This window comes from Marinobacter sp. M3C (assembly GCF_023311895.1).
GTDB lineage: Bacteria > Pseudomonadota > Gammaproteobacteria > Pseudomonadales > Oleiphilaceae > Marinobacter.
Genome location: NZ_CP092284.1, coordinates 2817814 through 2832505, shown reverse-complemented (window position 1 = coordinate 2832505; position 14692 = coordinate 2817814). Strand labels below are relative to the sequence as shown.

Below are 14692 nucleotides of genomic sequence, written 5' to 3'. Positions count from 1 at the left end.
CAACGCATGGGCTTAGCGGTAGATGATCATCTTCGTGGCGTCACGAAAATGGTTATTCCGAGCGGGCGACTGTTTTAGAGGTCAAGGGAGTAACGGTCATCTATTTTGATCACGTTGGCATCCCAGTCATGTGGCAGTGTAGAGTTGTGTCTATAGCGTCTATAATTTCGCCAAACACATCAGGGCTGCACAATGTCTACGGCATACATCAATACCGATATGCTGATTTGGGCGCGCAAGCGCTCCGGCGTTGGTGTGCCTGAATTTGCCCGAAAATGCGCTGTTACTGAAGAGCGTTTACAAGAATGGGAGTCTGGCCAGCGCGCCATCACATTCGCCCAAGCCATGCGCTACGCTGACAAAGCTCACGTGCCTTTTGGTTATTTGTTTCTAGCGGAACCACCGCAGGAAGAGCTGCTGATTCCGGACCTGCGAACGCTCGGCGGACAAGGCGTGCAGCGCCCCAGTGCCGAGCTGCTGGATTTGGTCAAGCTGATGCTGCAACGGCAGGAGTGGTACCGGGACTACCTGCAACAACAATTTGCTGAACCTAATCCAATGGTAGGGCGATTCTCTGCCAGTGACAGCGTTGATACCATTGTTCAGGACATGCGCGCTTTACTTGACGTACCAGAACACCCAACACGCGGTAAATGGGACGATTACTATCGCGAACTGGTCGGACGCATTGAATCCATAGGCATTATGGTGATCCGCCAAAGTAATCTACGCCACCATACACGCCCTTTAAACGTGGATGAGTTCAGAGGCTTTGCGATTGTCGACGAATACGCTCCGGTGATATTTATAAATCACGGCGATGCCCTCGGCGCTCGCCTGTTTACGCTGATCCATGAGCTTTGTCATATATGGATCGGCCAATCCGGTATCTCTGACGGTAATCCCAATACCCACCGCCAGGAAGAAATTTTGTGTAACGCGGTTGCCGCTGAATTTTTAGTGCCAAAAATCGAATTTTGTCGCCTTTGGCAACAGGATGTGGGCCGCTGGGAAGACAATCTGCCTGCACTGGAAGCCCACTTTCACGTCAGCACCTGGACACTTGCCAGAAGGGCGCTAACACTTGGGTTTATTTCCGAAGGTGAATACAGCCACTATATAGCCGAGCAAAAAGCGGCTTACCGACGGCGGGAAAGCAGTGGTGGGCCCACTTACTATAAAACTAATAAAGCACAGATCAGCCGGCAATTCTCTCACGCAGTCGTCAGCGAAGCGCTGAGCGGCCAAATGCTGTTACGCGATGCAGGCGAGCTTTTGGGCGGAATGCAGCCTGCAAAAATACATCGCTTTGCTGAGGAGCTGGGCATTTGAGATATTTGCTGGACGCGAATACCTACATACAGGCGAAAAATCAGTACTACGGCATGGATATTTGCCCGGCATACTGGGATTGGCTGGATCAGCAGTTTCAGCAGGGCTTGGTCGCCAGCGTGAATATGATTGGACGAGAACTACGAGATGGCAAAGATGAACTTGCTGATTGGGTTCGTGAGCGACCAGCACATTTTATTAGTAATGACGATGAAGCAACCCAAGCTGCTTTTTCATCAATCGTTCAAGCTGTCATGCAGGGTGATTACAATTCTGGCAATAGGGATATCTTCCTTGCTAAGGGCGACCCGTGGATTATAGCCAAAGCCAGCGTGATTGGCGCCGCAGTGGTCACTCACGAATCTGCAGTCGCGCCGAACGCCCGAAAAGTAAAAGTACCTAATATCTGTCGCCAGTTTGGCGTTCCTTGCGTGAATACTTTTCAATTTCTACGCGAGCTGAACGCCAGGTTTGTGCTGGGCAACTAAGTTGTTTCTTGAGCGTAGGGCTGAATATGCAAAGGCATCCAAGCGGCCGGATCAGACGTGGCACTCAGGCATCTCTTGTATATCGTCCTCTGCACGTTTTACCAGCCATACACTGGCCTCGTTTTGCGTCACGTGGAGCCCTGTGTCCTGATACGCCTCACAAGTGCGCAAGCCATCCTGACGGAAGGCCTCCCGTTTTTATTCACGTTCAACGTATTGGGGAATCGCCTCACGCATCAAACACTGCGGAGATCTATCGTGCGCATTAGCAAGCGCCTTCATGCGAGTTTTAATATCGGCACTGGCTGACGAAATTCTGAGAGCAACGCCACGATATGCTAGAATTTAAAGCGGTATCTAGCCTCGTCGTTACACGCAGGTGACTTGTGGGAAAACATCATATTATTAATGAGTTAGAGTCGAACCTGCTAGGTGTGGGGCTGTACACTCCTGCGGAAGCGGCGGCCTATACAGGTATTCCCGCAGCGCAAATCCGTCGTTGGCTATTCGGCTACACGTCTGATGGTAAACAATATGCGGGTCTTTGGCAGCCGCAACTTGAGGGCAAGGCGGAGCATGCATTGAGCTTTCACGACTTGTTGGAAATTCGCTTTGTGCATGCATTCCGGCGCCATGGCGTCAGTTTACAGGCCATTCGTCGGGCCTCCGCTCACGCTCGAGAACTGTACAACCAGCCTTATCCGTTTACCTGCAAGCGTTTCCAAACCGATGGTCGCAGTATTTTTGTCACCGTGCTGGAGGAAACCGGCGATGAAAGCCTTCTGGATCTGGTAAAAAAACAGTACGCCTTCAAGCAAGTTATTAATGCCTCTCTCTACCGGGGCATTGACTACGACAATGATAAAGCCCAACGCTGGTACCCCCTCAGCCGCAATAATCGTGTGGTATTGGACCCAGCCCGCAATTTCGGCAAACCTGTTCTCACTGGAAGCGGCATGACAGTCGATGCCATTGTCAGCGCTTGGCACGGTGAGGAGCAGGATGTAAGGCGTGTAGCGGCGCTTTACGAAGTGCCCGTAGCTGAAGTGGAGGCAGCCATTCAGTTTGAGCAAAGGATTGCAGTTTGAAGTTTTTGTTGGATAACAACCTGCCTCCGGCGCTAGCGAGAGCTCTTCATGAGCTGTCCGAGCCTGAAGGTCATACAGTTATTCATTTAAGCCAAAAATTCTCTCGCGACACCCCCGATATTGAGTGGATCAATATTTTGAAGGCTGAGGGTGGTTGGGTGGTTGTTTCTCAGGACCAATTCAAAAAAAGCGACCTGGAAAAACAAGCTTTTCGCCGGGCAGGATTAACGGTATTTTGCCTCGCTAAACATTGGAGCAAAGTTCGTTACTGGGAAAAAGCGTATCAGATGGTTCGTTGGTGGCCGGCTATTATGGACCAGTCTGATCGTTTAATCGGTGGAGCTGCTCTTCGCGTGCCTTGGCGCTTTCAGCCGCCCGGGCGATTTGAACAGATTAAGGGTTAATCCGTCTCCGTGCTTGTCCGCATCAAGGTTTTTTCTGCCAAAACGTAAAATACAGCCACACCAGCAGGAAAGCACAATGCCCTACGCTGAAACACTGAATCAGATACGCCAACAGATAAGCACACACGATTGCCCGAACTGTGGCGGGCTTGCTTACTGCGCGATAAAGGCCGGCAGGGCGCCCTCTACTTGCTGGTGCTTAGCCGTAGACCCGCCGGAGAATCTGGACATCAAAACCAACGATTGCCTGTGCAAGCGCTGTATGTGCGGCCCTTTCAAACCGCCAAGTGCCGCCTGAACAGCGCCAGCGCCACACTGAAAAATACCACCCCAATCCCGACCAAAGCCAGCATTTGCGGCCACACCACATCCATTCCCGCGCCCCGATACAGTATGGCTTGCGCCAGGCTTACAAAGTGAGTGGTGGGCGCCACCAGCATAATGTTCTGCACCAGTTCGGGCATGCTTTCCCGCGGAGTTATGCCGCCAGAAAGCATTTGCAGGGGCAGTATGGTGAGTATCAGCAGCAGGCCGAACTGGGGCATGGTGCGAGCCACGGTGCCAATCAAAATGCCGATGGCGGTGGTGGAAAACAGATGAATCAGGGTGCCGAACATAAACAACAGTATTGAACCCTGCACCGGCACATCCAGTATCTGCTGAATCACCAGAGTTACCGAGAGAGCGGCCGCCAGCATCACAACCAGGGCGTTGGCCCACACTTTTGCGACCATGATTTCGAACGGCGTTATGGGCATGACCATCAGGTGTTCCACGGTGCCGTGTTCGCGTTCGCGAATCAGCGCGGCGCCGGTCAGTATTATGCTGATCATAGTGATCATGTTGGTCAGCTCCATCACTCCGCCAAACCAGGTGCCATCCAGATTGGGATTAAAGCTCACCCTGGTTACCAGATTAATGGGCAGGGCACCGCCGGCGCTGCCGGTTCGCATAAATTCCGCCACTTCGGTGGTCAGCAACTGTTCGATGTAGCGCGAACCAATGAACGCCTGGGTCATGCGGGTAGCGTCGATATTCAACTGTACGCTGGTCACCCGGCCCTGGCGGATGTCGCGCTCGAAACCGTCGGGAATCACCAGAACGAACGTGTGGCTGCCTTTGTCCAGAACCTCGTCAATCTGGCCATACTGAATCTGGTCCGGTGGCATAAACCAGGGCGGTTGCAGGGAATCGATCATGTGGCCAGCCAATGCACTCTGGTCTTCATCCACCACCGCAACCGGCGCGTTATGCAGTTCCATCGAACCGGCAGAGCCTGCGGTGTAAACCATCAAGGTAAACGCCATTAATACAAACGCCAGCAGTACTTTGTCGTGCCAGATACTGCGCAGCTCTTTTACACCCAGATTCCAGATATTGCCGAGAGTTTCCATCATCAGCGCCCCTGTTTACGAAGTAACAGCACGGACATCAGGGTAAGCACCGGGATGAACGCCGCCAGCACCAGGAAAGCGTGTTGCATATCAACCAGGGTCAGGCCCTTGGTAAACACGCCGCGACTGATCTGCAGGAACCAGGTGGCCGGCCAGAACTGGCCAATGACTGCAGCGGCGCCGTCTAGAGAAGACACCGGCTCGGTCATGCCAGAGAACTGCACTGTGGGCAGTATGGTGATGATCGCGGTGGCCGCCAGCGCGGCAATCTGGGTAGACGCAAACGCCGAAATCACCTGGCCCAGGCCGGTGGTGGCGGTGACAAACAACAGTGCACCAAAAGTCAGGGTAAGCACGCCGCCTTTGATGGGCACGTCAAACAGAAAGATCGCCAGCACCACCAGGCTGGCGTAGCTGACCATGCTAAAGCCGATATAGGGCAGTTGTTTGCCGAGCAGAAATTCGAGCCGATTCACCGGGGTTACATACAGGTTGGTAATAGAACCCAGTTCTTTTTCCCGCACTATGCCCAGCGCCATTAGAATGGCCGGTATGAAAATCAGCAATATAGGGATTACCGCCGGCACCATGGCGTCCAGGCTGCGGAAGTCCTGGTTATAGCGGTAGCGGGCTTCAACGGTCACCAGGCTAAAAGCCGGCACACTGCCGTAGGTGCGCTGGGCCAGATCTTTCAGATAGCTGAAATGAAGGCCCTGTATATACCCCAGTATAGTCTCACCGCGAAAAGGCATGGCGCCGTCTACCCACACGGCGATTTCGGTAGGCCGGCCGCGTTTCAGGTTTTTACCAAAGCCCGGCGGTATCGCCAGAACCAGGCTGAGTTCGCCAGATTTCATCCGCTGTTCCAGCTCGGCCATGGTGGCCACCGGTGGTTGCTCTAAGAAGTAGCGAGAACCCGATACGGCGGTGATGTAATCGCGGCTTTGCGGAGTCTGGTCTTGGTCCAGCACCGCGAAGGTCAGATCTTCCACGTCTAGGGTAATGCCGTAACCCAGAATCATCATCAGCAAGGCCGATCCAATGAACGCAAACGCCATGCGGATAGGGTCACGCAGCAGCTCGCGGGTTTCGCGGCGGCCATAGGCCATCAGGCGCTGAAAACTGAAACGGCGATAGCGCGGCCGGTCGCTAGCGTCTTCGCCCAGCACATTTCCACTATTGCTGCTTACGGGTTCCTTGTCCACCGCTTCAAGAGTTTGCATGAACGCGGCTTCCAGATTGTCTATCCCGGCTTGCTCTGCCAGTGCGGCCGGGGTGTCGCAGGCCAGTACTTCGCCAGCGTGCATCAGTGAAATTCGGTCGCAGCGCTCACCCTCGTTCATAAAGTGGGTGGAAATAAAAATAGTCACACCGTCTTCACGGGACAAGCGCAGCAGCAACTGCCAAAAGCGGTTGCGGGCGCCGGGGTCTACCCCGGAGGTTGGCTCGTCTAAAATTAGCAGTTCCGGCGAATGCACCACGGCTACTGCCAGCGACAACCGCTGGCGCACGCCCAGGGGCAAGTCACCAGCAAACCGGTCCATAACGTCTTCTAAACTAAATTCTTGGGTCAATTCATCCATTCTGGGCTGAATGCGTTCGGCTGGCAGGTGAAATAGCTTGGCGTGCAGCTCCAGGTTCTGGCGCACGGTCAGCTCGTTGTACAGCGAGAAAGACTGCGACATGTAGCCCACACGCTGGCGGGTTTTCAGGTCTCTGGCATCCAGAGTGGCGCCAAACAGCAACACCTCGCCTTCGGACGGCGTTAGCAGCCCGGTGAGCATTTTCATGGTGGTGGTTTTGCCACAGCCGTTAGAGCCTAAAAAACCAAATATTTCGCCTTTCGGGATGGTGAAGCTAACGTCTTTTACCGCGGTGAAGTCGCCAAAGCGCAGGGTGAGATTGTGGGCTTCAATGGCAGGCACGTCGGCGTTATCGGTTGCCGCGCTCGCCGAAGCCGTAGTCGCAGCATCGCCACCGGTTTCCTGGCGCTCTTTTGGCAGCAGCGCAATAAAGGCGTCGTCCAGATTGTCTGTTTTGGTTTGTTGCTTTAATTCCTGGGGCGAACCGGTGGCTAGTATGGCGCCGTCATCCATGGCCACCAGCCAGTCGTAGCGCTCGGCTTCTTCCATATAGGCGGTGGCCACCAACACGCTCATACCCGCTTGCTGGCTGCGAATGGTATCAATCAAATCCCAAAACCGCTTGCGGGATAACGGGTCTACGCCGGTGGTGGGTTCGTCCAGAATCAACAGGTCCGGGTTGTGGATCAAAGCGCAGCACAGGCCCAGCTTCTGCTTCATGCCGCCAGACAGTTTGCCGGCGGGCCGGTCACGGAATTCCAGCAGGCCGGTGGCGTCTAACAGGCGGTCAATCTGCTCGCCGCGGGCCTTTCCGCGCAAGCCGAACAGGTCGGCAAAAAAGTCGATGTTCTCGTCGACCGTCAGGGTGTGGTAGAGGTTGCCGCCAAGCCCTTGGGGCATATAAGCAATGCACGGGGCTACCTGGCTTCGAAAGTGCGAATCGGCCATATCGCCACCCAGCACCTCAAGCTGGCCTTGCTGCAACTGGCGGGCGCCTGCCACCAAACCCAGCAGGGTAGACTTGCCAACACCGTCCGGGCCAATCAACCCGACCATGCAACCGGCTGGCAGGTCCAGGCTCATATCCCGCAAGGCATGGCGGGTGCCGTATTGGTGGTTTACCGATGTCAGCCGGGCCACAACCGCCTTTTCGCTCGGGTTGGCACTTGTCTGGGCAACGGTTTTGGCAGCTTTCTTGGCGACTAGAGAACTGCCGCTGGGAAGCCTATCCATTAGGAAGCATTACTTGCAGCTGTTCTGGCCAAGGCAAGCTTTCATTCAGACGAACATAGGCAACACCCGGCACGCCGGTTTTCACCCGATCGCGATAGGCGTCTAGCAGTTCGGGGTTGATTCGAATGCGCACCCGGAACATCAATTTCTCGCGCTCGGTGCGGGTTTCCACCGCCTTGGGCGTGAACTGGGCCTCTGCGGCCACAAAGCTTACCTCAGCCGGCACGACAAAATCGGGCAGGGCATCCAGAACAATGCGGGCTTCGGAGCCCACCCGCACTTTGCCAGCCTGGGTGGTGGGCAGAAAAATGGTGAGGTACACGTCGGTTACGTCCAGCACCGTGGCCACTTTTCCGCCAGCCGGCAGCACTTCACCCGGTTCAGCCAGCCGATACAGCACGCGGCCACCTACCGGGCTATTCAGGTGGCTGTCATCAATGGTGGTTTCAATTTTGTGGATGTTGGCCTTAGCAGCGTTGATGCCAGCTTGAGCTGACAATACCTGAGCCTTTGACGCCTGCAATGCGGCGTCTGCAGTCTCTGCGGTGGTGCGGGCGCGGTCCAACTGTTCGCGGGACACATGGCCCTTGGCAACCAGAGATTCAAACCGCCCGAGCTCGGCCCGGGCCAGGCGCCGTTCACTTTCCCGCTGGGCCACAATGGCATCGGCCAGGCGCTCGGCCTGAACCGCCTGGCTTAAGTTGGCTTGAGCGGCGGCCAGGGTGGCTTGAATTTCAGCCGTGTCCATTTCGGCCACCGGGCTGCCGGCATCAATCAGATCGCCCTCGGCCGCAAAAAAGGTCAGCAGGCGACCAGGAATGCGGGTGGCAATATCAACCTGGGTAGCTTCTATGCGGCCATTGCCCGAAGCGATATGCTCAGCAAGAGCGTTTTTCTCTGGTACGACGTACCAGGCGACAAGGGCGAGCACGGCAATAACCGCCAGAGTTATTATCAGTCTCGAGCGGACTTTAGAGCTTGAGCCAGGCATAGATCGTCCCCGGTAAAAAATTGAATTAGTTCAACTATAACGAAGCTAACATCAGTATAGCGGGGCTTTTAGTGACGTGAGTGACACGCGTCAAAAGCGAGGGACATGCCTGGGCTAACCGCTTCAGTCACTATTGATCTCGTTCAATACTATGGCTATATACTTATTCTAAAATGAAGATTTGGCGCGATCCATACTATAGTGAAAGACGGATACGATACGGTTGATGAACCCCGTAAAAAAAACCTGAAGCGTCCGGCCTCCACTTTACTCGATAAGAACCGCCGTACCTCTTAAGACTGTTCGTAGAATGAACAGTCTTTTAGTATTCTTAATAGGTATAACGATAGAACCTATTGTTTGGTAAGATTTGACATATCACAAGGAAGATCTGTCCATCCAAATAATGATAAGAGGTTCCGAGGCATGCAAACCAACACCGCAGAGCAGGGCAATCAGCACACCGTGGTTATTGTTGGGGGCGGGGCCGCGGGCATTTCCGTTGCTGCCAGCTTGCACAAACGAGACGGCACTCTGGATATCGCCATTATTGAACCCGCGCAAAGTCACCATTATCAGCCCGGTTGGACCATGGTCGGTGGCGGTATTTTCAAACCGGAAACTACCTCAAAACCGATGGCCAGCGTTATGCCGGGGTTTGCCTCATGGTACAAGCAAACAGTGCGCTCTGTAGACGAGCTGAACAATCAGGTCACGCTGGCCGACGGCTCTGTAATCGGGTACCAGGCCTTGGTGCTGGCGCCCGGATTAGAGCTGAACTGGGCCGGTATTGACGGGCTGAAAGAGGCGCTCGGCGCAAACGGTGTTACCTCCAACTACCAGGAGGGCATGGCAAGCTACACCTGGGAAATGGTCCAGACTCTTAAAACCGGGCGCGCTTTGTTCAGCCAGCCCCCCATGCCCATCAAATGTGCCGGTGCGCCGCAGAAGGCCATGTATTTGTCAGCAGATTACTGGCTGCGCAACGGGGCTCTGAACAACATCGACATTCAATTCCATAACGCCGGTGCGGTTCTGTTTGGCGTTCCCGATTATGTGCCAGCGCTGCAAAGTTACATTGAAAAGTACGGTATTGAGCTTAACTACCAAAACAATCTAGTGTCGGTGAACGGCCCTGCACACAAAGCAACGTTCCGCCGCACAAACGCTGACGGTACAACCGAAGACCGCGAAATCGGCTTTGACATGCTGCACGCCGTGCCGCCCCAACGCGCTCCTGAGTTTATCCGCCAATCCCCATTGGCCAACGCCGGCGGTTGGCTGGACCTGGAAGACGACACGCTTTGCCACAAACGCCACAGCAACATCTTTGGCCTGGGAGACGTGAGTGGAACGGCAAACGCGAAAACCGCGGCCGCTGTGCGCAAACAGGCCCCGGTGGTTGCCGAAAACCTGATCTCCAGCCTGCGCAAGCGGCCCATGACAGCGGCCTATCTCGGGTATGGATCCTGCCCGTTAACCGTGGAGAACGGCCGTATTGTGCTGGCTGAGTTTGGCTACGGCGGGGTACTGCAACCCAGCTTTCCGACCTGGATAAACGACGGCACCAAAGCCACAAGAGCCGCCTGGTTTCTAAAAGCCAAGCAGCTGCCGGGCCTGTATTGGCATGTTATGCTCAAAGGCCACGAATGGATGGCCAAGCCGGCGCGCCGCTCGGTCTGACAGATCAAAAAAGACCGCTCGTTCGTAATGCTTGTTTCAGACACACCGACAACATACCTGGCTAAGCCAGAACAGGAGAATAAAGCATGATTGGATACGTAACGATAGGTGTCAGCGATATGGAAAAAGCCAAGAAATTCTACACGGATCTTCTGGGTAACATGGGTGCAAAGGTCCTGCTGGATTTGGGCCGCATTGCCTTTATCGGTAAAGACATGAAATCCCCCATGATGGCCGTTTGTACGCCGTTTGACGGTTCGCCGAACCACCCCGGTAACGGCAATATGCTAGCGTTTCAGCCAGGCTCAAAAGAAGCAGTTGATACCTATTATCAGAAAGCCATCGAATTGGGTGCAAACTGCGACGGTGAGCCAGGGCAGCGTATTCCAAACCAGTTCTACGGCGCCTACGCGAAAGACCCGGACGGCAACAAAGTGGCCTTTTACCACTTCGGCTAATCCCTTTTAAGTACTGCCTAACTGTTTAGCAATCTCAGAGGCCGCCGCTATTTGGCGACCTCTGTGTTAAACCACCAACCCGGCAATAATTGGCGAATCTGCGGTTGCAAAAATCGGTCGTCAATCAGCCAGATCACCCCTTCGTCTTCTGGCGTTCGAATCACACGTCCCGCGGCTTGCGCCACTTTCTGCAGGCCGGGAATCAGATAGGTGTAGTCGTAACCTGCGCCAAAGCGCTGTTGTAGGCGCTGTTTCAAAATGTCGTGCCAGGCATCAAAGGGCGGCAGACCCAGGGTGGCCACAAAGGCGCCAATCAGCTGGTCCCCCGGTAAATCGATACCTTCACTGAACACGCCCCCCAGAACCGCAAAAGCCACACTGCCGGATTCAGCGCGGAACCCTGCCAGAAAATCTTTGCGTTGCTGTGGGCTCATGCCTGGCTGCTGTGAACGTTGGGGCACATCTGCGGCGATGCTGCTCAGCGCCACATTGACCTCGTTCAGATATTTAAAACTGCTGAAAAACGCCAGATAGTGGCCTGGGCGCTGGCGATATTGCTGCGCGATCAGCTCGGCAATAGGCGTTACCGACGACTCGCGGTGGGCCTGGCGGGTGCTGATTCTGGGCGTAAAGTTCACCTGTAGCTGTTCAGCGCCGAACGGGCTGGCCAGGGAGGTAAAACAGCTGTCTTCCGGCAACCCCAGCAAATCCCGGTAATACACGCCGGGACTCAAGGTCGCGGAAAACAGCAATACCGATGACGCCGTTTGAAACCGGTCACGCAGGAAATCCGCCGGCACCAGATTCTGAATGGTCAGGCTGGCGCGGCCGCGGCCTTCGCGGCGAAATTCACACAGGGAATGGTCGGCGAACGAATCCGCCAGCTTCATAAAAGCAACCGACTCGAACAGGACTTCCTGCAACGCGAGGTCCGGCGCGTTATCCGCCAGGTAATCCGTAAGCCCGGATACCAGGCCCTGCAGGCTACCGGTCAGCGACGCGGGCAAAGTACTCAGAAACACCGGCGCCGTGCCGGCTTCGGCTTGGTCACGAATCACCCCCTGCCATGCCCGGGCAGTGCGGTCCAGATGGGGTTTCAAGACCTTCGGCGCGGTTTTACGCAGCTTCAAAAGCCGCTGCTGATCCAGCTGCACCGAATACATACCGCGGCCGCGATCCACCAGATTGTGGGCTTCGTCCACCAACACCGCGGTTTTCCACTGGTTCTGCCGGGTCAGGCCGTGCATCAGGGCAGACTGATCAAACATCCGGTTTACATCGCCAATCACCAGATCACACCAACGCGCCATTTCCTGGGCCAGAAAGTAGGGGCAAATATTATGGCCGGCGGCGATCTTTGCAAGCGCCTTCTGGGTCAATGTGGAATCGGCCTGAGCGGCTTCGACACGGGCGTCTGGCAGGCGGTCAAAAAAACCTTTGGCCAAGGGGCAGGAATCGCCATGGCAGGCTTTGTCTGGGTACTCGCAAGCATCGGCTTTAGACACCAGTTCCAAGGTTCTTAACGGCCAGATTTGCGGTGCTTCCTGCGCCGACCGCAAGCGGTCGACTGCGTCTACCGCCAGCTGGCGGGCGGTGTTGCGGCAGGTGAGGTAACACAGCACGTCCTGATTCGCCGCCGGCATGGCCATGAGTGCAGGGAACAAAGTGCCCAGAGTTTTGCCCAGGCCGGTTGGCGCTTCCAGCAGCAAGGTGCCGCCCTTCACAGTATTTTTGTAAACGGTTTCCGCAAGCTGGCGTTGGCGCGGGCGAAACTGCGCAAACGGAAAGCGCAGTCCAGACAGGCGAATATTCCGCTGCTCCCGGTGATGAGCTTCGCTTTCTGCCCACAGCCGGTAGCGATCACACAGCACTTCCAGCTCTTGCCAGAGCTCGTCGGCGCGGGCGGTTTCGCTGATCGACGTTTCCCGGTTGTTGCCAATATCGAAGTACACCAGCGCCAACTTTACGGTTTTACGCTTTTCCTGACGGCACAGTAAAGCACCGTAAGCCCGCAGCTGAGCCCGGTGTAGCGCGCGCTGATGGGAGCGAATGCGCGACACGTCGCCACGGTGGGTTTTGATTTCTTCCAGCAGTCCGGAGTGCGGGTTATACACATCGGCACGGCCAGACAGCGCTAGACCCAGGCATCCGCCGCTGACCGGGTACTCACTTTTGTAGCCGTAGCCACGCTTGGCCTGAATCGCCTGATGGCCAGCAATGCCCTCTTCGGCGCTGGGCGCCGGGGTGTAGCGAAAATCCAGATCACCTTCACGGGCAGCGAACTCGCACAACGTGCGAACTGCCACTTTCATAACGCCGCCTCACCGGTTTCCCAGCGCAGATAACACACGCTGGCGGCGATGCCCTTGCTCCCAAAAAACTGGAGCCATCGGATCTGGTGATCCTGCAGGCGATCGCCAGGGCCCTTCACTTCAATCATTTCGTATCGCGGCCTGGTGTGCGGGTTTCCCGGGTAAAAGCGGACAAGATCGGGGAAACCACTGCGATGTTCGCGAATATTCAGCAAAATACGCTCAAACAGAATGTGTAAATCCAACGCTGGAATACAGTCCAGCGCCAGCGTTAGCAGCTCGTCGTTCAGGGCAGGCCAGGTCACAAAGGGGTTGGTAATGCCCTGCTTGGCGGCGTAGGTATCCAGTATCTGCTGGCGATAGTCGCCATCGTGTAGCATCGCAAAGCACTGGTCGAACGCGGCCTGGCGCCGGCTGACAAAATCTTCCCGCAGCAGGTCCGCCGGGCCACTGTGAAACGGATGAAAGAAAGCGCCGGGTATGGGTTTGAATATGGTGTTCCAGCACAGCAGACCAAACAGGCTGTTTATCAGGGTGTTTTCCATATAAAACACCGGTGCTTCGGGGCTCGACAGGTGGTCACGAACAACCCGCTCAACTGAGCGACCCGTTTGCGGCAGCCTCAACGTGAACTCGTGAAGCGGGGGCGGCTGTGGTGCCAACGGAGCGGCCTGTTTCACTTTGGCCGCCAATCGCTTCAGAATCCGCGCCAGGCCCTGGGCCTCGGCGTCGCTTAGCTCTGCCTGCTGCCAGTTGGCGGCAATAGCCCAGGCTTCGTCAAAACGTTTCATTCGCTCCAACAATCGCAGTTGTTTCAATCGGGCTTCCCGATGACCGCTAGCAGCCAGTGCTTCCAAAGCCAATTTTCGCTCGCCCTGACGTTCCGCCTGCCGGCCCAACTCCAACAAGAGACGATCGCGGCGACTGGTCAGCCACGGATTGTCGGAAGGTTGCGGCACTTGGGGCCACACCTCAGCAGCCGGCATCCCAGCGTCCAGACATTCCCTGCAGTGGTGCATGGCCAGATAAGTGTCCACTTGGCTGCGCTCTGAGAAAGCTCTCGCTTCAGAGGTGAATTGCACTTGCTCATAGCGGTGGTGGCCCAGCTCCACCAGCACAAAATCCGACCAGCTTTGGCGCAGGTTGCCGAAGAACATCAAACGAACGCGGTCGAACAGTGCCATTGTTTGCACTCGCACTACCGGCGCGCCAGAATCACCCAACCAGCCCACAACGGTCAGCGCATCGGAAAAAACGCCCTGCAACACCTCGCGCATCTGTACTTTGGCCAGGTTTTTGGCGAAACCGGCCTGCGCCAGAACCGGCGCAAATGCCGGGCGAAGTTCGGCCAACGTGAACAGGCGAAACAGGTCGTCCAGCATCAGCCTAGGAGCAGTATCCAGCCAGTCCGCCGCAATCAGCTCATTCAATGCATCGGATTCAGGGCTGCCCAGCTCCGGGTAATTCAGTTTATCAACTCTGAACAGATCACCGCTGCGCATCACCATCCGGGTCAACAAAGCGCGGGCAGGACGGCCCAAATCAAAGAACTTGCTTAGCCTGGTATTCTCCGGCGCCAACAGCAGGTCGGAGTGATGGCGAGCCACCCACCCAACCACCGTTTCCATGTTTTCCAGGTAGTACAGGGGGTTGTCAAGATTCGCCGCGGCGGGCCTGTCATTCAGGTGATGATTCTTTATGGACATACGATCAGACTTTACAATAT

General features: G+C 55.6%; 11 protein-coding genes. 6 read left to right on the top strand and 5 right to left on the bottom strand.

The genetic code is table 11. The features are described from left to right. Nucleotides 1-192 precede the first annotated feature (192 nt). The 4 genes from MIH18_RS13325 (at nt 193) to MIH18_RS13310 (ending at nt 3312) form a co-directional block, all read left to right on the top strand. Nucleotides 193-1332: an XRE family transcriptional regulator gene (locus MIH18_RS13325; RefSeq protein ID WP_249012592.1), complete on the top strand. Its 1140-nt coding sequence runs from the start codon at nt 193-195 to the stop codon at nt 1330-1332. Next, a complete protein-coding gene (locus MIH18_RS13320; RefSeq protein WP_249006975.1) occupies nt 1329-1820 on the top strand; it encodes a DUF4411 family protein in 492 nt (163 codons plus the stop codon). The genes MIH18_RS13325 and MIH18_RS13320 overlap by 4 nt, the downstream gene beginning before the upstream one ends. Before the next feature lie 386 nt (nt 1821-2206). Next, nucleotides 2207-2908, top strand: a complete 702-nt coding sequence (locus tag MIH18_RS13315; RefSeq protein WP_249006974.1) for a DUF433 domain-containing protein — start codon at nt 2207-2209, stop codon at nt 2906-2908. Continuing rightward, entirely contained in the window at nt 2905-3312 is a 408-nt protein-coding gene (locus tag MIH18_RS13310) for a hypothetical protein (RefSeq protein WP_249006973.1), read from the top strand. Before MIH18_RS13315 ends, MIH18_RS13310 begins: the two co-directional genes overlap by 4 nt. A 275-nt stretch (nt 3313-3587) precedes the next feature. On the opposite strand, the gene MIH18_RS13305 is transcribed toward MIH18_RS13310, so the two are convergent. Genes MIH18_RS13305 through MIH18_RS13295 form a run of 3 tightly spaced genes read right to left on the bottom strand, consistent with a single transcriptional unit; the run spans nt 3588 to nt 8513 of the window. Further along, the gene (locus MIH18_RS13305) at nt 3588-4706 is read right to left on the bottom strand and encodes an ABC transporter permease (protein WP_249009070.1); all 1119 of its coding nucleotides are present in this window, start codon (nt 4704-4706) and stop codon (nt 3588-3590) included. A gap of 2 nt (nt 4707-4708) precedes the next feature. Next, entirely contained in the window at nt 4709-7522 is a 2814-nt protein-coding gene (gene rbbA, locus MIH18_RS13300; protein WP_249006972.1) for a ribosome-associated ATPase/putative transporter RbbA, read from the bottom strand. After that, nucleotides 7515-8513, bottom strand: a complete 999-nt coding sequence (locus MIH18_RS13295) for an HlyD family efflux transporter periplasmic adaptor subunit (RefSeq protein WP_249006971.1) — start codon at nt 8511-8513, stop codon at nt 7515-7517. Before MIH18_RS13295 ends, rbbA begins: the two co-directional genes overlap by 8 nt. Nucleotides 8514-8939: 426 nt before the next feature. On the opposite strand from MIH18_RS13295, the gene MIH18_RS13290 reads away from it, so the two are divergent. Together MIH18_RS13290 and MIH18_RS13285 are read left to right on the top strand one after the other, a co-directional pair. Further along, nucleotides 8940-10196 (top strand): FAD/NAD(P)-binding oxidoreductase, encoded by a 1257-nt coding sequence (locus tag MIH18_RS13290; RefSeq protein ID WP_249006970.1) that lies wholly within the window; start codon nt 8940-8942, stop codon nt 10194-10196. Nucleotides 10197-10282: 86 nt separating this feature from the next. Further along, nucleotides 10283-10654, top strand: a complete 372-nt coding sequence (locus tag MIH18_RS13285) for a VOC family protein (RefSeq protein WP_249006969.1) — start codon at nt 10283-10285, stop codon at nt 10652-10654. Nucleotides 10655-10701: 47 nt separating this feature from the next. Here the strand turns inward: MIH18_RS13285 and MIH18_RS13280 are convergent, their stop codons facing one another. Both MIH18_RS13280 and MIH18_RS13275 read right to left on the bottom strand, forming a co-directional pair. Further along, nucleotides 10702-12966, bottom strand: coding sequence for an ATP-dependent DNA helicase (locus tag MIH18_RS13280; protein ID WP_249006968.1), 2265 nt, complete (start codon nt 12964-12966; stop codon nt 10702-10704). After that, the gene (locus MIH18_RS13275) at nt 12963-14672 is read right to left on the bottom strand and encodes a VRR-NUC domain-containing protein (RefSeq protein ID WP_249012591.1); all 1710 of its coding nucleotides are present in this window, start codon (nt 14670-14672) and stop codon (nt 12963-12965) included. Before MIH18_RS13275 ends, MIH18_RS13280 begins: the two co-directional genes overlap by 4 nt. Nucleotides 14673-14692 lie beyond the last annotated feature (20 nt).

Excerpts from the sequence above, each read along its gene's own strand:
- MIH18_RS13290 (WP_249006970.1), top strand. The coding sequence starts at position 8,940 with ATGCAAACCAACACCGCAGAGCAGGGCAATCAGCACACCGTGGTTATT.
- MIH18_RS13305 (WP_249009070.1), bottom strand. The coding sequence starts at position 4,706 with ATGGAAACTCTCGGCAATATCTGGAATCTGGGTGTAAAAGAGCTGCGC.
- rbbA (WP_249006972.1), bottom strand. The coding sequence starts at position 7,522 with ATGGATAGGCTTCCCAGCGGCAGTTCTCTAGTCGCCAAGAAAGCTGCC.
- MIH18_RS13285 (WP_249006969.1), top strand. The coding sequence starts at position 10,283 with ATGATTGGATACGTAACGATAGGTGTCAGCGATATGGAAAAAGCCAAG.
- MIH18_RS13295 (WP_249006971.1), bottom strand. The coding sequence starts at position 8,513 with ATGCCTGGCTCAAGCTCTAAAGTCCGCTCGAGACTGATAATAACTCTG.
- MIH18_RS13280 (WP_249006968.1), bottom strand. The coding sequence starts at position 12,966 with ATGAAAGTGGCAGTTCGCACGTTGTGCGAGTTCGCTGCCCGTGAAGGT.
- MIH18_RS13325 (WP_249012592.1), top strand. The coding sequence starts at position 193 with ATGTCTACGGCATACATCAATACCGATATGCTGATTTGGGCGCGCAAG.
- MIH18_RS13275 (WP_249012591.1), bottom strand. The coding sequence starts at position 14,672 with ATGTCCATAAAGAATCATCACCTGAATGACAGGCCCGCCGCGGCGAAT.